Source organism: Limnohabitans sp. TS-CS-82, from assembly GCF_002943475.1.
Genome location: NZ_PTQX01000010.1, coordinates 164,407 through 183,117 on the forward strand (window position 1 = coordinate 164,407; position 18,711 = coordinate 183,117).

The window sequence follows — 18,711 nt, forward strand, 5'->3', positions numbered from 1 at the left end:
ACTACTGCCGCTTGCCATGAAGGAGCGCAATGTTCATTTCGGCAGACAAAGTGCTTGCATAAAACTTTTCAATCATTTCGACAGACGTTCGTGCATTGCGAGCCAAGGTCAACAAATCGATATTGCCTCCGTAGATCAAACGAAACGTGATGGCCGTATGGCGCAAGCTGTACAACGATCGATCTGTCCCATGTGGCCCTACCTTTAATCCAAGGTCTTTCAAAATCCAGTTCAAACACCACCCAGCGATATCAACCACCATGCGACGGTTTTGTAGCTCGGGGAAAAACACATAGTCATCAGGTTGCCCATACCCGTGAAATTTTTGGTGCTTGAGCAACGTGGCATAAATTTGAACTGCCGCGGGCAAACTCACCGTCGCTGCTTTGTGACGTTTAACCTCAGGCAAGGTCAACCGCAAATACGAATAGCCATTACGAACAACTTCTATGTGCTTGTTCTTTATTTGACGAATATCACCTGGACGCACAAATGTATAGACCATGAAACGGAACAACCAATTCATCTCAATTGGCATTTGGTGATACGCCAGTCGAATCCAACGCGCCTGTCCACCGATCCACTCGCTATACGTCTGATCTCTCAGTTGTTTTGACCTACGCAAGATGGCGCGGTACTCCGTCAATGTGAATGCACCTCTTGAATTAGGCTGCGATTTAAGCGCAGGAAATGATGGCACGGCTGGAAGAATTTTCTTTCGGCACAGCAAGCGCAACACTTTCCTTGTTTGTGCGATGTAGCCTTGTATCGTTGAAATTGTTAAATTCTTCTTAGTCAAAAATCCTATGAAATCTTCCAAAACGCGCTCATCAATTTCATGCAGCGAGTGCCTGCTGAAATACTCAAAAACTACACCTTCCAATCTAATTTTGGTCATGACATAAGTGCCATGCTTAATTTGATCGCGCTGTACTTTTTGTAGCTCTGCAAGCAATACCTCTGCAATCAAATCATGCAATAGATACTGGTTTTGAAAAACAGTTGCGGCCATCAAATCTTCGGCTTGCGGCATACGCATGCCAGACGCTTTTAACTTTTCGAAAAACACATGCGCAAATGCTTTGGCTTCGTCACCGTTTGTCGTTTTCAGACTTTGCGTGATGTATCGACCTTGGTTGTAAAACCGGACTTGCCAATACTTACTGCCTGCAATTCGATAAATTTTTAATGTTTTGGGAAGTCCATCAAGGCTCGTCATGCTCGACTTGATCGGTGCGCTACGAACGCGAGATTGATGGAAATAATCTTCATTGGTCGCATTTGCAATGCTGGGCATCGAGGCGTTCATTGGTGTCCACAGTTCATAAGTTGATTGACTTATGAATTTTTGAGCTCAGCCGCTCAAAAGGCCCTAGTTATATCGAAAGTATTTTTAGATTCTGCAAAAAGGGCAACAACCCTCGTTGCTATCGCCGCTTTGGCTGCATTCGGCGCACAAGCTCAATCTTCTGTCACCATCGACGGTGTCATGGACGCTGGCTACCAAGCCATCAATTACAAAGGCAACTCTGTTACCGGCTTTCAAGGTAACGGCTCTAGCACATCACAAATTAACTTCCGTGGTACATCTGACCTCGGCGGTGGCTTGAAAGCCAACTTCCGCGTTGAAAGCGACTGGAGCACTGTTTCTAACGCTGCTAACACCGGTGCTAAGACAACGCCCGCGACTGGCGTAGACGGTACATTGAACAACGGCGCTACTTTCGGCAACGGCGAATTGCGCGTTGGTTTGGCTGGTGGTTTTGGTTCTGTTGACTTCGGTGCCATCAACCAAAACGGTTTGACCGCCATCTTGTTGGGCCAACCTTTCGGTACAGCCATCGGTGGTGGTTACGCTTCTGCCATCCGCGTGAACGCTGCTGGCTCTGCTGTGCGTGAAGACCAGTCTGTCCGTTACAACACACCTTCTTTCTCTGGCTTTGCTGGTACTTTCTTGAAGTCCAACAAGGAAACCAAAGCAGTTGACAGCACAGCTGTGACTCAAGCTAGCTTCAGCACCTCTTTGGGCGCTTACGACAAGCAAGGCGTGCAAGAAATTGGCGTGACATACGCTAACGGCCCATTGGCTGCCAACTACAACACTGCTAAGTTTGACGCTATTTCAATCGGTACAGGCCGTGAATCCACAGTAAACACTTTGGCTGCTGCTTACACCATGGGCGCTGCTAAGTTCATGTTCTTGAACCAAACCAACAAGACTGACACGAACACTGTCAATACAGCCTACACGTCTGTGGCTGCCACTTACACCATGGGTCAAACCGTGTTGATGGCAAACGTTGGTGGTTTGAAGTCAAAGGCTGGCACATCAAACGGCAAGAAGTCTGACATCATGGGCATCGGCGCTGACTACAACCTGAGCAAAACAGCTGCTGTGTACGCACGTTACGAGTCGATCGACGACAAAGCTGGCGTGATCGCTGCTGCTGCCACCATCGACGGTACAGACACAAAGCGTACACGTACAGCCTTGGGCCTGCGCGTCGCTTTCTAATCCCCAAACTGGCTTAGCCAGTTAAGGATTTAAAAAGTCTAAAACCCCATCACTCGTAAGAGTGGTGGGGTTTTGCTTTTCAGGGATTTCCCTTTGCCAGTCTTCTCTAGAATGCAAGCCACACCTTTACTCAATTCCAATTGGAGCCTCACATGAAAAAGCATTTGTTCGCCTTGGCCATTGCCTCGTTGCTGGCCAGCACCGCCTTCGCGCAAGCCAACGACACCATCGCCAAAGTCAAAGCTTCTGGCAGCGTCACCATGGGCGTGCGCGACTCGTCGGGTGCTTTGTCTTACACCTTAGGTGATGGCAAGTATGTGGGCTATCACGTTGAGATTTGCCAACGCATCATCGACAACCTTGAAAAAGTGGCTGGTAAAAAGCTCGACGTCAAGTACACCTCGGTGACCTCACAAAACCGCATTCCATTGACGGAAAACGGCACGGTGGACATTGAGTGCGGCTCCACCACCAACAACGAAGCTCGTCAAAAGCAAGTGGCTTTCGCGTTCACCACTTACGTGGAAGAAGTGCGAATTGCTGTTCGCGCCAACTCAGGCATCACCTCCATCGGTCAGTTGAACGGCAAGAACGTAGCCACCACCACAGGCACCACCTCTGTGCAACTCTTGCGCAAGAACGAGCGTGCCACTGGCGTTGATTTCAAAGAAGTGTTCGGCAAAGACCACGCAGACAGCTTCTTGTTGCTCGAATCCGGCCGCGCTGATGCGTTCGTGATGGACGGCCAAATCTTGGCTGGCAACATTGCCAACTCTAAGAACCCCGCTGAATTCAAAATCGTGGGCGAAGTGTTGAACGTGGAGCCGATCGCCATCATGTTCCGCAAGGATGACCCGGCTTTCAAGAAATTGGCTGACGACACCATCGCTGGTTTGGCCAAATCAGGCGAGCTCGCCAAGCTGTACGACAAGTGGTTCACGCAAGCCATTCCTCCCAAGAACATCAAGCTGGGCATGCCCGCTAGCGATGCCAACAAGGATGCTTGGAAAAACTTGAACGACAAGCCTGTCGAAGCCTACGCTAAGAAGTAATTTTTAAAAGACAACAAACATGGCACTCGAATGGCAGGTTTTTTTTGAAGACGACGGTGGTGGAAGAACCTACCTCGAGTGGATGTTTGAGGCCTGGGGCTGGACGCTTTCAGTAGCGGGCGGCGCCTGGGTGGTGGCCATGTTGTCGGGATGCCTGATTGGCATTCTTCGTACCTTGCCCCAAGACACACGTTTTAACGTGTGGCTGACCCGATTCGCCAACGTGTGGGTGGAGCTGTTTCGCAACATTCCCGTGTTGGTTCAAATTTTTCTCTGGTACTTTGTGTTGCCCAAGGTCTTTCCGGCCATGCAACAAGTGCCGGGGTTTGTATTGGTGGTGTTGGGCCTAGGCTTCTTCACCTCCTCGCGCGTGGCCGAGATGCTGCGTGCTGGCATTCAAGCCATGCCACGCGGCCAGCGTTATGCGGCCATGGCCATGGGCTTTACCACTTGGCAAACGTACCGTTATGTGCTGCTGCCCATTGCGTTTCGCACCATTTGGCCGCCGCTCACCAGCGAGTCGATGAACTTGCTCAAAAACTCATCGGTGGCCTTTGCGGTGTCGATTGCCGAACTCACCATGTACGCCATGCAAGTGCAAGAAGAAACCTCGCGTGGCATTGAGGTGTACTTGGCCGTGACGGCGCTGTACACCGTGTCCGCCTTTGCTGTGAACCGTGTGATGGCCCTCATTGAGCGCCGCATGCAAATCCCTGGCCTTGTGGTGGCGGGTAATGTCAGCGGGGGGCACTGAACATGAGCGCACTCGATTTCTCTTTTGTCGACTGGGACATCTTCAGCAAGTTTGTGTTGAAGGGCATGTTGTTCAGCATCGAGCTGACCATCGTGGCCACGATTGGCGGCATTGTGTTTGGCACGATATTGGCGCTCATGCGCTTGTCGGGCAACAAGGCGCTTGAGCTGCCCGCTGTCATCTATGTGAATGGCATGCGCTCCATCCCCTTGGTGATGGTGATTCTGTGGTTCTTCTTGCTGATCCCGTTTTTGATTGGCCGCTCCATCGGCGCGGAGCTGTCAGCCACGATCACCTTTGTGGCCTTTGAAGCAGCGTACTTCAGCGAAATCATGCGGGCGGGCATTCAGTCCATTCCGCGTGGTCAGGTGATGGCGGGCCAAGCTTTGGGCATGACCTACAGCCAAAACATGCGCCTCATTGTGTTGCCACAAGCCTTTCGCAACATGATTCCGGTGTTGCTCACGCAAACCATCATCTTGTTCCAAGACACCTCCTTGGTCTATGCCATCGGTGCCTATGACTTGCTCAAGGGCTTCGTCACCGCAGGCAAGATTTATGGCCGCGTGGAAGAGGTGTACATCTTGGCCGCCTTGGCATATTTCGTGATTTGTTTTGGCCTCTCGGCCCTCGTGCGTCGCTTGCAAGCGCGCATTGCCATCATTCGCTAAAAGTAATGCCAAGCATGCGCGTTGACATTCATTGGAGTTCGCTGTGATTGAATTGAAAAATGTTTCCAAGTGGTACGGCCCCGTGCAGGTGCTGAACAACTGTTCCACCAACATCCAAAAGGGTGAAGTGGTCGTGGTTTGCGGCCCCTCAGGCTCAGGTAAGTCCACCCTCATCAAAACCATCAATGCCTTGGAGCCATTCCAACAAGGCGAAATTTTTGTAGACGGCATCGCCGTCCACGGCAAAGACACCGACCTGCCCAAACTGCGCAGTCGCGTGGGCATGGTGTTTCAGCACTTCGAGTTGTTCCCACATTTGTCGGTGACCGAAAACCTGACCATTGCGCAGCAAAAAGTGTTGGGCCGCAGCGAAGAAGAAGCACACGTACACGGCTTGAAATACTTGGAGCGCGTGGGCCTGATGGCACACAAAGACAAGTTCCCAGGTCAACTCTCAGGCGGCCAACAACAACGCGTGGCCATTGCCCGTGCCTTGAGCATGGACCCCATCGTGATGTTGTTTGACGAACCCACCTCCGCACTCGACCCCGAGATGGTGGGCGAGGTGTTGGACGTGATGGTGGACTTGGCCAACGAGGGCATGACCATGATGTGCGTGACCCACGAAATGGGCTTCGCCCGCAAAGTGGGCAGCCGCGTGATCTTCATGGATGTGGGCGGCAAGGTGTTGGAAGATTGTTCGAAAGACGAGTTCTTCAACCACCCAGAAAACCGTCAGCCACGCACCAAAGAGTTCTTGAACAAGATCTTGGCGCACTGATTTTTGTTTTCGCTTCGGGGAGGGGTGCGCAGCTTGGGTACGGCGGCTTCCTCATAATGGGTACATCAAATCGTCAGCCGCCGTACCCAAGCCGCGCAACTGGTTGGGTTTGGAATATTTCAGGCGAGCATGTTTGCGTTAGCTAGCGCTAGCTTTCTACGAGCACCGATGATGGTTATCGCTACAACGCTGCTTTACCAACCGTCCTAACTAAACATTTGTCAGCCGCAGTCTGCGGGTAGAGGCCTTGGGCCGGTGACGATTTTAGGTACCCCTCATGAGGAACCGGCCCAAGGCCTCTGCCCACAGCTAGCTCAGAGAAAAACAGAAGACAATAAAAGCATGACGCAAGAACTCACCATCACAAGACCCGACGACTGGCACCTGCACGTGCGCGATGGCGCTGCACTCAACACCGTGGTGCCCCACACCGCCGCCGAATTTGGCCGCGCCATCATCATGCCCAACCTCAAGCCCCCCGTCACCACGGCGGCCCAAGCGCTTGCGTACAAACAACGCATCTTGGCCGCCGTGCCTAAAAGTGCCGAGGGTGGCGTGAACTTCGAGCCTTTGATGACGCTCTACCTCACCGACAACTTGCCCGCCGACGAAATCGCGCGCGCCAAAGACGCAGGCGTGGTCGCTACCAAGCTTTACCCAGCAGGTGCCACCACCAACAGCGATGCGGGTGTGACGGACATGCGCAAGACCTACAAAACACTCGAAGCCATGCAAAAGGCGGGCATGTTGTTGTTGGTGCACGGTGAAGTCACCAGCCCCGACATCGACTTGTTCGACCGCGAAGCCGTGTTCATCGACACCCAGCTCATTCCGCTGCGCAAAGACTTCCCCGAACTCAAAATTGTGTTCGAGCACATCACCACCGCCGAAGCCGCGCAATACGTGGCCTCTGCAGACAAGTACACCGGTGCCACCATCACCGCGCACCACTTGCTGTACAACCGCAACGCCATCTTCACCGGCGGCATTCGCCCACACTATTACTGCTTGCCCGTGTTGAAGCGCGAAACACATCGCCAAGCTTTGGTGAAAGCAGCTATCAGTGGCTCGCCCAAATTCTTCTTGGGCACCGACAGCGCGCCACACCCTGCACAGCTCAAAGAACACGCCACAGGCTGCGCCGGTTGTTACACCGCGCACGCCGCCATGCCCATGTATGCCGAAGCGTTTGACAACGCAGGCGCACTCGACAAACTCGAAGGCTTTGCCAGCTTTCATGGCGCAGACTTCTACGGCTTGCCACGCAACACCGGCACGCTCACGCTGCGTAAAGAAAGCTGGACACCCCCCGAGAGCTTTGCGTTTGGCGAAGCTGATTTGAAGCCTCTGCGCTCTGGCGAGGCCTTGCCTTGGCGCGTGGTTTAAAGAAGCCCGCAACCACCTCAGCCGCAACGCGTACACCCAACACGGCCCGTTGCAGCAATGCTGTTGCTGACGCTAACCGGCCAGCCGTGTTTGGTGGCGATCTCCTGTCAGATATTGATTGGTCTCAACCGTGGTTCGTGCCGTGGCGCGAACTCGGTGAGCCAACAGCACATCGCGCGATACAACAGCAAAGCGTGGCTGAAGCTCTTAACGCAAGAGCACTTGGCGTCGCCAACGACGTGACGTTCGTCCCCCAATCAGCCCTGCCCGAAGGCCAAGCCTACGAAGACTTCATCTTCAAAACTGCCCAAGTGCCCACCAGAGATGGTCTGCATGATTTTTTCAACGGCCTGTGTTGGCACCGCTTCCCGCTGGCCAAACGTCGTTTGAACCAGTTGCAAGCGGCAGAAATCGACAACCAAGGCATTCGCCATACGCGTGGTCCTGTGCGCGATGCACTCACCTTGTTCGACGAAAACGTGGTGCTCATGCACGCGCCCGACGACGTGTGGGCCGCGCTGCAAGCGCGTGATTGGCTCAGGCTGTTTGTGGACTTGCGGGCCCAATGGCAGCAGGTGCATCTGGTGCTGTTTGGCCACGCCTTGCTTGAGAAATTGGTCACGCCCTACAAGTCCATCACGGCGCATGTGTATCGCGTGGACCGTGACATCAATCCGCAAGATGAAGCCGCGCTGGATGCGTGGTTGGTGCAAGACTTGCAACCCGCCAAACTCGCCACCAAACCCTACGAGCCGCTGCCCATTCTGGGCGTGCCGGGTTGGTGGCCAGCGAATGCTGAACGCGCCTATTACGAAGACGTGAATGTCTTTCGTCCCAAGCGCGAGACCGTTGCCAAAACCGCGCATGACTTTGCCTAGTTTTCGTGTGGTTTTTAGAAGTCTAGCCATTGAATTGCACGAATTCGCCCCTACCATCCGCCAGAGCGGACTTCTTCATTCCCCGCTGAAAAGGAAATCATGAAACGCATTCTTCTGTTCGTCCTCACCAACCTCGCCGTCATGGTGGTGCTGGGGGTCGTCGCCAGTTTGCTTGGCGTCAATCGCTACCTCACCGCCAACGGTTTGAACCTGTCTGCCTTGCTGGGTTTCTCGCTCATCATGGGTTTTGGCGGCGCCATCATTTCGCTCTTGATGAGCAAGCCCATGGCCAAGTGGAGCACCGGCGCACACGTCATCAACCAACCTAGCAACCAAGACGAAGCTTGGTTGGTCAGCGTGGTGCAACGCTTGTCTGAACGCGCGGGCATTGCCATGCCCGAAGTCGCTATCTATGAAGGCGAGCCCAACGCGTTTGCCACCGGCGCCTTTAAAAACTCGGCCTTGGTGGCGGTGTCCACGGGCTTGCTGCAAGGCATGACCAAAGAAGAAATTGAAGCCGTGTTGGGCCACGAGATTGCCCACGTCGCGAACGGCGACATGGTCACATTGACGCTCATCCAAGGCGTGCTCAACACCTTTGTGGTGTTCTTGAGCCGCGTCATCGGCTACTTTGTCGACAACATGCTGCGCAGCAAAGACGACGAGTCCACCGGCCCTGGCATGGGCTACTACATCACCAGCTTCGTGCTGGACATCGTGCTGGGCTTTGTAGCAAGCATGATCGTGGCGTGGTTCAGCCGCCACCGCGAGTTCCGTGCAGACGAAGGTTCGGCCCAGCTCTTGGGCAACAAGCAACCCATGATCAACGCCTTGGCCCGTTTGAACAGCATGCAAGCCGGCAACTTGCCGCCTAGCGTGGCAGCCATGGGCATCACGGGTGGCTTGGGCAAGTTGTTTGCCTCGCACCCGCCGCTGGAAGAGCGCATTGCCGCGTTGCAAGCGGCGCGCTAATTTTTGAACGCGCCTAACTCCCCCTGGACGGTCGCCCCTGTGCAAGCAGTGGCGACCGTTGCCATTCAGCCTGCTGCTGAACTCACACCTGCGCAAAAACGCTTCAACACCTTGTTGGCGCGTGTGTCGGCGTTGTCGGATTCCATCGCCACGCTAGAGGCTTTGTCTACACAACACCGCAGCAGTCACTTGAGTGCGATGAGCGCTTTGAAGAGCCAAGAAGACGCAGCGCGTAAAAACCTCTTGTTATTTTTAGATGCGCGGTTGCACGAAGCAGAGCTAACCGCCACACACCGACGCAGCGCTATGCAACTCATCCTTGCTTTGTGTGAAGCGCTGGAGCACAAACAAGATCCGCAAGTTCAAGCCGTGTTCAACCAGCACCACAGCGAAGAAGACGCACAAGCCTTGGCCGAAGAAGCCCGCGCCGGTGCCGAGCATGCCAAAGCCGTGTTTGAAGATTTATTCGGCAAGCCCTTGCATGGCGCGGATGACTTACATACGGCAGAGGCCGTGTTTGAAGCCGGCCTGCGCCAATACCGCGAACAGCAACAACGCCTCGAAGACAAGCGCCAAGCCAAGAAGGCCAAGAAGAAACCAGCAGCCCGTCAGCTCAAAGACGCACAACAAAAGATGGATGCCAACACCGCGCTGCGCACCGTGTATCGCCAGCTCGCCAGTGCCTTGCACCCCGACCGCGAGCCCGATGAGGCCGAGCGCTTGCGCAAGACCGCGTTGATGAGCGAAGTCAATGCTGCGTATGACCGCAAGAATTTGTCGGAGTTGCTCAAGCTGCAATTGCAGCTTGCACAGATCGACAGCGCGGCTTTGAGCCGCATCGCCGACGACAAACTCAACGCCATGTGTCTGCTGCTCAAAGAACAAGTGGAAGCGCTGGAAGAAGACGAAGCCCAAGCCCAGTTTGAAATTCGCCACTACCTGGGCGTGAACGAGCTTGACCACATCAGCGCCGAGAGCTTGGCGCGCGCACTGGCCATTCAGTTGCGCGACAAAGAGCACGAGGTAGACACGCTAGAGCGTGACCTGCGCCGCATTCAAAACGAAGCCGAGCTGAAACGCTGGCTCAAAGAGCAAGCGCAGTTGGCCAAAGAAGCGCGGGCTGAGCTGACGGATTTGGACCGCTTGCTGTACCGATAAAAAGAAACAGCGCCCAAGATGGGCGCTGTGAAGCGTTAAGTTGCTGAGTGCTTAACCCGGAATATTGGGCTCAACCAGCCTAGCCAATTGCTCCAGCGACTCCTGCCATCCGAGGTAACACATCTCCAAAGGAATGACATCTGGAATGCCTGCTTGGGTGACGTTCAACGCCGTGCCGCAAATCACGGGTGTCAGCGAAACCGTGACCTCCATGGTGCCTGGCAAGTTGGCATCGTCAAACTTGTCGTTGTAGCGAATGCGTTGGTTGGGCACAAGCTCAAGGTACTCGCCACCAAACGAATGGCCGTTGCCGCTGCCGAAGTTGTGAAACGACATCCGGAATGTGCCACCTACTTTTGCGTCGAGATGATGCACGGTGCAAGTAAAGCCATAGGGTGGCAGCCACTTGGCCAAAGCGCCGCCTTCTAGAAAAGCGCGATAGACCTTGTCGGGTGACGTTTTCAGAACGCGGTGAAGGTGAATGGTGCGGCTGGACATGTCAGACTTTCTTCAAAGATGGATGTATGCGTTCAGCGCTTCAACGCTCAAACAGGCAAATAACCTTCCACCGACAAGTACCGCTCACCCGTGTCGTAGTTAAAGCCAAGCACAGTCGCGCCTGCTGGAATTGCAGGCAGCTTCTGCGCAATCGCGGCCAGCGTCGCGCCCGAAGAAATGCCGACCAACAAACCTTCTTCCGCAGCGCTACGGCGGCCCATTTCGCGGGCAGCGTCAGCCTCCACTTGAATCACGCCGTCAAGCAACGCGGTGTCCAAGTTTTTAGGAATGAAGCCAGCGCCAATGCCTTGGAGGGGTGGGGCGCTGGTGCACCACCTGAGATGACGGGCGAGGCCGTGGGCTCCACCGCATACACCTTCAAGTTAGGCCACTTGGCTTTGAGCACTTTGGCCGCACCTGTTAAGTGGCCGCCCGTGCCCACGCCGGTGATGAGCACGTCTACGCCTTCAGGAAAGTCCGCGATGATTTCTTGTGCGGTGGTGCGTGTGTGCACCTCGATGTTGGCGGGGTTTTCAAACTGTTGTGGAATCCACGCGCCGGGTGTTTGTGCGGCCAGTTCTTCGGCGCGGGCGATGGCACCTTTCATGCCTTTTTCGCGTGGCGTCAAATCAAACGATGCGCCGTAGGCCAGCATCAAGCGGCGGCGCTCGATGCTCATGCTGTCGGGCATGACCAAGATGAGTTTGTAGCCTTTCACAGCAGCCACCATCGCCAAGCCCACGCCTGTGTTGCCCGAGGTGGGCTCGATGATGGTGCCGCCTGCTTTGAGCGCGCCCGATTTTTCAGCGGCTTCGACCATGGCCAACGCGATGCGGTCTTTGATGGAGCCACCGGGGTTGGTGCGCTCGGACTTGATCCACACCTGATGTGTGTTGCCAAACAGGCGGTTGATGCGGATGTGGGGCGTGTTGCCGATGGTGTCTAAAACGCTGTTGGCTTTCATGGGTTGCTCCTAGAAGAAATGAGTTGTCGTGCGACGGCTTCACCGACTTTAATGCCATCCACGCCCGCCGACAAAATGCCGCCCGCATAACCCGCGCCTTCACCAGCTGGGTAAAGGCCAAAGAGCGTTGGGCTTTGCAGTGTGTCGTCTTCACGGGCAATGCGCAGGGGCGATGAGGTGCGTGTTTCCACGCCCGTCATCACCGCGTCGTGCATGTCAAAGCCTTTGATTTTTTGGCCGAACACCGGCAGCGCTTCGCGCATGGCGGTGATGGCGTACTCGGGCAGGGCGCTGTTGAGGCTGACCATCTTCACGCCCGGTTTGTACGAAGGCTCGACGTTGCCCAAGGCGGTGGAGGCGCGGTCGGCCACAAAGTCGCCCACCAACTGCGCGGGCGCTTCGTAGCTGCTGCCACCTAGTGTGTAGGCGTGGGCTTCGAGTTGGCGTTGCAGCACGAGGCCTGCGAGTGGGTGGTAGCCGCCGGGTGCATCGTGTGTGGTGTGGCGCACGGCGTTGCCAAGCTCTTGGCCCAGCTCGGCTTCAAAGGCGGCGGGGTCGGTGGGGTAGTCGCTGGGGTCAATGCCCACCACGATGCCTGCGTTGGCGTTGCGCTCGGCGCGTGAGTATTGGCTCATGCCGTTGGTCACCACGCGGCCTGCTTCGCTGGTGGCGGCCACCACGGTGCCACCGGGGCACATGCAAAAGCTGTACACGGCGCGGCCGTTTTCGGCGTGGTGCACCAGCTTGTAGTCGGCTGCGCCCAGCAGCGGGTGGCCCGCGTGTTGGCCCCAACGTGCGCGGTCAATCACGCCTTGTGGATGCTCAATGCGCACGCCCACTGAGAACGGTTTGGCCTCCATCGCCACCGCATGGCGATGCAGCATGGTGAACGTGTCACGCGAGCTGTGGCCCAGCGCCATCACCACATGGTGGGTGGGTAGGGTGTAAGTCTCGCCGGTGGCGTGGTTGTGAATACGCAGGGCTCGGATGGCTCGGGGTGCAGGCGCGTTGCGTGCGTTGTACGCATGGCTCGGGTTGTCTTCATAGTCGATATCCACCACGCGTTGCTCAAAGCGCACCTCACCACCGAGGCGGATGATTTCTTCGCGCAAGCCTTCCACCACTTTCACCAGCTTGAAGGTGCCGATGTGCGGGTGCGCGGTGAACAAAATTTCTTCGGGCGCGCCAAAGCGCACAAACTCGTGCATCACCTTGCGGCCCAAGTGGCGCGGGTCTTTGATTTGGCTGTACAGCTTGCCGTCCGAGAACGTGCCTGCACCGCCTTCGCCAAACTGCACATTGCTCTCGACGTTCAAAATCTTTTTGCGCCACAAGCCCCACGTGTCTTTGGTGCGTTGACGCACGGTGGTGCCGCGCTCAATCACGATGGGCTTGAAGCCCATTTGCGCCAACACCAGCGCCGCAAAAATACCGCAGGGTCCAAAGCCCACCACCACGGGGCGTTCGCCCTCGTTCTTACCCCAGTCGCCCGGTGCATGGGCAGGCGCGTGCCACGACATGTCAGGCGTGGGTTGGATGTGTGAGTTCTTTTCGTACTTGGCCAGCAGTGCAGCTTCTTGCGATGCGTCAGCCAAGATGATGTCCACGATGTAGACCACCAGCAAGTTTTGCTTGCGTGCGTCAAAGCTGCGTTTGAAAACATCCAGCGTGGCGATGGCGTCTGTTGAAAGCCCCAATGCTTCAGCAGCGAGCGTGCGAAGTGCATCAATCGGGTGAGGTGGAAGCTGGCGGTCTGCCTCGGTTTCAGCGGGCGCATCGGCGGCGCGGCGTTCTTCTACGGGAAGGGCAGACAGCGGGAGTTTGAGTTCGGAGAGTCGAATCACAAGCGTGTGGCCCGTGGTGATCGGGCAAGTTATGTCGAGGGGCTTGATTATCTCTTGATCTCAAAGACGCACAGCCAAAATAAAAACCCCACCACTCTTGCGAGTGATGGGGTCTTAGACTTTTAAATCCTTAACTGGCTAAGCCAGTTTGGGAATTAGAAGTTGTAGCGAACGCCGACAGCTGTACGTGTACGTGTATCGTTACCTGCTGCTTTAGTAAAGTTACCGTTACCTGCGGCAGAGATCACACCTGCTTCGTCTTTGATCGACTCGTAACGAGCGTACAAAGCAGTCATCTTGCTCAAGTTGTAGTCAGCACCCAAACCAGTAATGGTTGACTTCTTGCCATTGAAATCACCAGCTTTGGCTTTCAACGAACCTGTAGTCGCCATCAACACGGTTTGACCCATGGTGTAAGTTGCTGACAACGCTGTGTAAGCTGTGTCGACAGTTGTTGCTGTTGTCGCTGCGCCAGTGTTTTTGTTTGTTTGGTTCAAGAACATGAACTTCGCTGCGCCCATGGTGTAGTTGGCACCCAAAGTGTTAACTGTGGACTCTGTTACGCCAGCGCCGACAGATTTGCTATCTTGCTTCAAGCTGCTGTAAGAAGCGGCCAATGGACCATTTGCATAGTTCACGCCGATTTCTTGCGAACCCAATTTGTCGTAGGCACCCAATGCAGCGTTGAAGTTGGTGTCAGCGGCAACGCCTGTACCTGTTTTAGTTTGCTTGTTCGATTTGTAGAAAGAACCTGTAAAGCCGCTGAATGTCGGTGTCAAGTAGCGGAATGCATTGTCGTCACGAACCAACGATGCCGCAGCGTTCACACGGTAGATGGAGCCGTATCCGCCACCAATCGCTGTGCCGAAAGGTTGGCCTGTGCCTGTTGTCGTCAATGTGTTGAATGCCAAATGACCGATCGTCACAGCACCAAATTTGCCAGACAAACCAGTGCTCAGCTCGCCGTTACCGAAAGTACCAGTAGTAGCAGATGCGTCACCAGCAGTAGTAGCAGTGGCTGCACCAGTGTTTGCAGAACGGCTGACCACGTTCCAGTCTGTACCGACGATGAAGCTAGCTTTCAAGCCGCCGCCTAGGTCTTCTGTGCCCAAGAATTTGAAGCCAGAGGTGCTAGAGCCGTTACCGTTGAAGCCGGTAACTGATGTACCTTTGTAATCGATGGCTTGATAGCCAGCGTCCATAGTACCGATGATCTGAACGGAAGATTGAGCTTGTGCGCCGAATGCGGCCAAAGCGGCGATAGCAACGAGGGTTTTTTTCATTTCAAGGTTCTCCAAGGTTTGAACAGGGGCTCCAGACTTTCCAGAGCCAACCTCCGTTTTCGGGAAGTTGGCGCTATTGAACCAGACAGCTCGGCAAGATTCCACGACAAAGTCTAAAAATAGGGTTTCCATGTTGCTTTGATGCAACAAAGCGGGTCTCTCTACATGGCAAACCCTAGGAAATACGCCACAAATACAGAAACCCTTAAACAACGTCATTAGGTATTGACGGATTTAAACTCAATGACATGGATGCTCTTCTTATTGCCGCTGACAGTGCCCTGCGCACCGTGTTTGCCCACCATCACGCTAAACGCGCAAACCCAAGCCACGCAACAGGCTCACCCTTGAGCGGCGCCATGGCCGCGCTCATGTCTGAAACCGAAAAGCGCGAAGCTGCCGCATTGATGCGGGTCAACCATGTCGGCGAGGTCTGTGCACAAGCCTTGTATACAGCCCAAGCACTGGCCACACGCGATGGCGCGTTGCGCCAGCACCTCACCGAGGCTTGTGATGAAGAAACCGACCATTTGGCGTGGACCGAAGAGCGCCTGAAGGAGCTAGGCGGGCGCACCAGCTGGCTGAACCCGCTTTGGTATTTGGGTGCATTCGGTATTGGCTATGCGGCAGCCAAGCTGGGCGGCGATCGCATTAGCCTTGGTTTTGTGGTCGAAACCGAGCGCCAAGTCGAAGCGCATTTGCAAAGCCATCTGCACCGATTGCCCGAGAAAGACAGCGCCTCACGCGCCATCGTGGCCACCATGAAGGCCGATGAAGCGCGTCACGCACAAGAAGCGCTGGCGGCAGGCGCCGCCGAATTGCCCGCCCCCGTCAAAGGCCTGATGAAGTTGGCCGCCAAAGTGATGACGGGCGTGGCACATCGGGTTTAAAGTAGTGGCATGCGACTCAATAGCGATCAAGTCCAAGCCATCAAACAAGCAGCACAACAGGTGTTGGGTGAGGATGCGCGCGTCACCCTGTTTGGCTCACGCACCAACGACGCACTACGTGGCGGTGACATTGATTTGCTGTTTGAAACATCACGTCAACTTGACAACCGCGTGACCGCTACAGGAAGCCTTTACGTCGCACTGATTCGCCGTTTAGGGGACCGCAAAATTGATGTGGTGCTGAAAGATGGCGCAACGCCAGACGCACCCGTGATGCGCGTTGCACGCGAGACTGGCGTGTTGCTATGAGCTTGTTGTATCTGCCTGAGCACGCCCAAGCAATGAAGAGGGCTTCGCAACGCGCTGGTGCACGAGTACATGCACGATGCGCATATCTTTTTAGAAAACCTGCTGGCCGCCAACCCAGCTTGCGAGTTGTTCTTCAACACCATTGAGCTGATGGACAAAGAACTTCGCCGTCTGGGTTTACTTTCTTCTTAGACCTCCACCACCTCAAAACTGGTGGTGATCTCGGCTGTTTTGCCCAGCATGATGCTGGCGGAGCAGTATTTGTCATGGCTCATGGCGATGGCGCGTTCCACGGCCAAGGCGGGAATGGCTTTACCGGTCACGGTGAAGTGCATGTTAATTTGGGTGAACACCTTGGGGTCGACGTCAGCGCGCTCGCTGCTGATTTTCACGCTACAGCCGCGCACGTCATGGCGACCCCGCTTCAAAATGAGCACCACGTCGTAAGCGGTACAGCCGCCTGTGCCCGCTAACAACATTTCCATGGGGCGCGGTGCCAAGTTTTGGCCACCGTTTTCGGGTTTGACCGCATCAGGCGCGCCATCCATCGCCACAACGTGGCCGCTGCCAGTTTCTGCCACAAAACCCATGCCTGAGCGGGTGCCTGAGTTGCCGGTCCAGCTGACGGTGCATTCCATGTTTTTCTCCTAAAAATTGATGCGCAATTGTCTGACAAATGTTGCACTGCAACAGAAAATGTATACACTAGAGGCTTGTCTCCTCCACCCTCAAAAGTGGATTCAGCCCCGAGTTGCAAAACTCGGGGTTTTTTTTCGCCTGCGTGCATTCGCAAGCCTGATTTTTTCATAAGAGACAATTAGGGCATGTCTACCCGCACCCCCAAGCCCCGCGCCCTGCAGCCCGCCGATTACCTGAAAAAAATCTTGACCGCCCGCGTGTACGACGTGGCCGTTGAGTCAGCGCTGGAAGTGGCGAAAAACCTCAGTCGCCGTTTGCACAACACCGTGCTCCTCAAGCGCGAAGACCAGCAACCTGTGCACAGCTTCAAGCTGCGCGGCGCCTACAACAAGATGGCGCACCTCACGCCCGCCCAGCTGAAGAAAGGCGTCATTTGCGCCTCAGCGGGCAACCACGCCCAAGGCGTGGCGTTGGGGGCCAGCCGCTTGGGCACCAAGGCCGTGATCGTCATGCCCACCACCACGCCCAGCGTGAAGATTGAAGCCGTTAAGGCTTTGGGTGGCGAGGTGGTGTTGGCGGGCGAGAGCTATTCCGACGCCTACCAACACGCGGCCATGTTGGAAAAGAAAAACGGCATGACCTTTGTGCACCCCTTTGACGACCCCGATGTCATCGCCGGCCAAGGCACGATTGCCATGGAAATGCTGCGCCAGCTGCAAGGCTTGAACATTCACAACCTAGATGCCGTGTTTGTCGCCATCGGCGGCGGCGGCCTGATTGCGGGCGTGGCCAACTACATCAAGGCCGTGCGCCCCGAAATCAAAGTGATTGGCGTGCAAATGGACGACTCGTCGGCCATGATGCAGTCGGTGGCCAAAGGCAAGCGCGTCACGCTCAGCGACGTGGGCTTGTTCTCTGACGGCACTGCCGTGAAGTTGGTGGGCGAAGAGACCTTCCGAGTGTCCAAAAACTTGGTCGACAGCTACATCACGGTGGACACCGATGCCGTGTGCGCCGCCATCAAAGACGTGTTTGTGGACACCCGCAGCATCGTCGAGCCGGCAGGCGCGTTGGCCGTCGCCGCGATCAAACAATACGTGGCCGAGCACAAGACCAAGGGCGAAACCTACGCCGCCATTTTGTGCGGCGCGAACATGAACTTCGACCGCCTGCGCTTTGTGGCCGAGCGCGCCGAAGTGGGTGAAGAACGCGAAGCCTTGTTTGCCGTGACCATTCCCGAGCAACCTGGCAGCCTGCGCCGCTTTTGCGAGCTGATTGGCAAGCTGCCCAGCTTTGGCGGCAGCAAATCGCCCCGCAATGTGACCGAGTTCAATTACCGTATGAGCGACCAAGCCAAGGCTCACGTTTTTGTGGGTTTGACGACGGGCGTGAAAGGCGAAAGCAGCAAGATTGCGAGCCATTTCACCAAAAGCGGGTTCGATTCGATTGACCTCACGCACGACGAACTGGCCAAAGAGCACATCCGCCACATGGTGGGCGGCCACTCGTCGCTCGCGCACGAAGAACGCATCTTGCGTTTTGAGTTCCCCGAACGCCCCGGCGCGTTGATGAAGTTCTTGCTGGCCATGCGCCCGGGCTGGAACATCAGCCTCTTCCATTACCGCAACCAAGGCGCGGACTACGGCCGCATCTTGATGGGCTTGCAGGTGCCCAAAGCGGACAACAAGGTATTCACCAAATTCTTGGGCGAATTGGGCTACCCCTTTGTGGAAGAAACCCTCAACCCCGCTTATCGCTTGTTTTTACAGCGCTAGACGCAGTCCCAATTTGGGACTATTATTCACCTATGCGTGTCATTGCTGTCAAAACTTTGCGAGACTTCAGCGTCAAACATCCACAAGCGAAGCAAGCCTTGCTAGCTTGGCACGATGAGGCGAGCAAAGCCAGTTGGCAAACGCCCGCTGACATCAAGCGACATTTCGCCAGCGCCAGTTTTGTGGGCAACAACCGCGTGGTGTTCAACATCAAAGGCAATGACTTTCGATTGATTGTGGCGATGGCCTACAAACTGGGCGTGATTTACATCAAATTCGTTGGCACACACGCGCAATACGACACGGTAGATGCAAATACCGTCGACATGAATTGAAGGAGCA

At 55.4% G+C, this 18,711-nt stretch carries 19 protein-coding genes and 1 pseudogene; 14 read left to right on the forward strand and 6 right to left on the reverse strand.

The genetic code is table 11. The annotated features are described in order from the left end of the window. Nucleotide 1 precedes the first annotated feature (1 nt). Entirely contained in the window at nucleotides 2–1,297 is a 1,296-nt protein-coding gene (locus C5F52_RS19085; RefSeq protein ID WP_161499734.1) for a phage integrase SAM-like domain-containing protein, read from the reverse strand. 51 nt (nucleotides 1,298–1,348) lie between these two features. Here C5F52_RS19085 and C5F52_RS19090 point away from each other — a divergent pair, with 51 nt between their 5' ends. The 9 genes from C5F52_RS19090 to C5F52_RS19130 all read left to right on the forward strand — a co-directional run bounded on the left by C5F52_RS19090 (nucleotide 1,349) and on the right by C5F52_RS19130 (nucleotide 10,167). Continuing rightward, entirely contained in the window at nucleotides 1,349–2,515 is a 1,167-nt protein-coding gene (locus C5F52_RS19090) for a porin (RefSeq protein WP_255416382.1), read from the forward strand. A gap of 152 nt (nucleotides 2,516–2,667) precedes the next feature. Next, a complete protein-coding gene (locus C5F52_RS19095) occupies nucleotides 2,668–3,567 on the forward strand; it encodes an amino acid ABC transporter substrate-binding protein (RefSeq protein WP_104799946.1) in 900 nt (299 codons plus the stop codon). Nucleotides 3,568–3,586: 19 nt separating this feature from the next. Continuing rightward, the gene (locus tag C5F52_RS19100; RefSeq protein ID WP_104799947.1) at nucleotides 3,587–4,321 is read left to right on the forward strand and encodes an amino acid ABC transporter permease; all 735 of its coding nucleotides are present in this window, start codon (nucleotides 3,587–3,589) and stop codon (nucleotides 4,319–4,321) included. A 2-nt stretch (nucleotides 4,322–4,323) separates the two neighbouring features. Beyond that, nucleotides 4,324–4,992 (forward strand): amino acid ABC transporter permease, encoded by a 669-nt coding sequence (locus tag C5F52_RS19105; RefSeq protein ID WP_201747049.1) that lies wholly within the window; start codon nucleotides 4,324–4,326, stop codon nucleotides 4,990–4,992. Between the two features lie 43 nt (nucleotides 4,993–5,035). Further along, nucleotides 5,036–5,773: an amino acid ABC transporter ATP-binding protein gene (locus C5F52_RS19110; RefSeq protein WP_104800002.1), complete on the forward strand. Its 738-nt coding sequence runs from the start codon at nucleotides 5,036–5,038 to the stop codon at nucleotides 5,771–5,773. Nucleotides 5,774–6,115: 342 nt separating this feature from the next. Beyond that, on the forward strand, nucleotides 6,116–7,159 hold the full coding sequence (gene pyrC / locus C5F52_RS19115; RefSeq protein WP_104799949.1) for a dihydroorotase: 1,044 nt from the start codon (nucleotides 6,116–6,118) through the stop codon (nucleotides 7,157–7,159). Between the two features lie 194 nt (nucleotides 7,160–7,353). Beyond that, nucleotides 7,354–8,037: a DUF3025 domain-containing protein gene (locus C5F52_RS19120; RefSeq protein ID WP_369953313.1), complete on the forward strand. Its 684-nt coding sequence runs from the start codon at nucleotides 7,354–7,356 to the stop codon at nucleotides 8,035–8,037. 99 nt (nucleotides 8,038–8,136) lie between these two features. After that, the gene (gene htpX, locus C5F52_RS19125; protein ID WP_104799950.1) at nucleotides 8,137–9,009 is read left to right on the forward strand and encodes a protease HtpX; all 873 of its coding nucleotides are present in this window, start codon (nucleotides 8,137–8,139) and stop codon (nucleotides 9,007–9,009) included. A gap of 3 nt (nucleotides 9,010–9,012) precedes the next feature. Further along, a complete protein-coding gene (locus tag C5F52_RS19130) occupies nucleotides 9,013–10,167 on the forward strand; it encodes a hypothetical protein (protein ID WP_146100124.1) in 1,155 nt (384 codons plus the stop codon). A gap of 51 nt (nucleotides 10,168–10,218) precedes the next feature. Here C5F52_RS19130 and C5F52_RS19135 read toward each other — a convergent pair whose 3' ends face one another. From C5F52_RS19135 to C5F52_RS19150, 4 genes and pseudogenes are all read right to left on the reverse strand, one after another. Then, the gene (locus tag C5F52_RS19135; protein ID WP_104799952.1) at nucleotides 10,219–10,665 is read right to left on the reverse strand and encodes an SRPBCC family protein; all 447 of its coding nucleotides are present in this window, start codon (nucleotides 10,663–10,665) and stop codon (nucleotides 10,219–10,221) included. A 47-nt stretch (nucleotides 10,666–10,712) separates the two neighbouring features. Next, nucleotides 10,713–11,629, reverse strand: a pseudogene (cysK, locus tag C5F52_RS19140) (cysteine synthase A). Then, nucleotides 11,626–13,473, reverse strand: a complete 1,848-nt coding sequence (locus C5F52_RS19145) for an NAD(P)/FAD-dependent oxidoreductase (protein WP_104799953.1) — start codon at nucleotides 13,471–13,473, stop codon at nucleotides 11,626–11,628. Before C5F52_RS19145 ends, cysK begins: the two are co-directional and overlap by 4 nt. Before the next feature lie 155 nt (nucleotides 13,474–13,628). Beyond that, the gene (locus C5F52_RS19150; protein WP_161499736.1) at nucleotides 13,629–14,756 is read right to left on the reverse strand and encodes a porin; all 1,128 of its coding nucleotides are present in this window, start codon (nucleotides 14,754–14,756) and stop codon (nucleotides 13,629–13,631) included. Between the two features lie 248 nt (nucleotides 14,757–15,004). Here C5F52_RS19150 and coq7 point away from each other — a divergent pair, with 248 nt between their 5' ends. From coq7 to C5F52_RS30370, 3 genes are read left to right on the forward strand one after another with little or no spacing between them, the layout of a single operon-like run. Further along, a complete protein-coding gene (coq7, locus tag C5F52_RS19155; RefSeq protein WP_104799955.1) occupies nucleotides 15,005–15,646 on the forward strand; it encodes a 2-polyprenyl-3-methyl-6-methoxy-1,4-benzoquinone monooxygenase in 642 nt (213 codons plus the stop codon). Nucleotides 15,647–15,655: 9 nt separating this feature from the next. Next, nucleotides 15,656–15,955 carry a nucleotidyltransferase domain-containing protein gene (locus C5F52_RS19160; RefSeq protein WP_104799956.1) on the forward strand — a complete coding sequence of 100 codons (300 nt, stop codon included), beginning with the start codon at nucleotides 15,656–15,658 and terminating at the stop codon, nucleotides 15,953–15,955. A 57-nt stretch (nucleotides 15,956–16,012) separates the two neighbouring features. Then, nucleotides 16,013–16,147: a hypothetical protein gene (locus C5F52_RS30370; RefSeq protein ID WP_255416383.1), complete on the forward strand. Its 135-nt coding sequence runs from the start codon at nucleotides 16,013–16,015 to the stop codon at nucleotides 16,145–16,147. On the opposite strand, the gene C5F52_RS19165 is transcribed toward C5F52_RS30370, so the two are convergent. Beyond that, nucleotides 16,144–16,593 (reverse strand): OsmC family protein, encoded by a 450-nt coding sequence (locus C5F52_RS19165; RefSeq protein ID WP_104799957.1) that lies wholly within the window; start codon nucleotides 16,591–16,593, stop codon nucleotides 16,144–16,146. The genes C5F52_RS30370 and C5F52_RS19165 overlap by 4 nt on opposite strands. A gap of 186 nt (nucleotides 16,594–16,779) precedes the next feature. On the opposite strand from C5F52_RS19165, the gene ilvA reads away from it, so the two are divergent. Next, nucleotides 16,780–18,369: a threonine ammonia-lyase, biosynthetic gene (gene ilvA, locus C5F52_RS19170; RefSeq protein WP_104799958.1), complete on the forward strand. Its 1,590-nt coding sequence runs from the start codon at nucleotides 16,780–16,782 to the stop codon at nucleotides 18,367–18,369. 32 nt (nucleotides 18,370–18,401) lie between these two features. Continuing rightward, entirely contained in the window at nucleotides 18,402–18,704 is a 303-nt protein-coding gene (locus C5F52_RS19175) for a type II toxin-antitoxin system HigB family toxin (protein ID WP_104799959.1), read from the forward strand. Nucleotides 18,705–18,711: the final 7 nt, after the last annotated feature.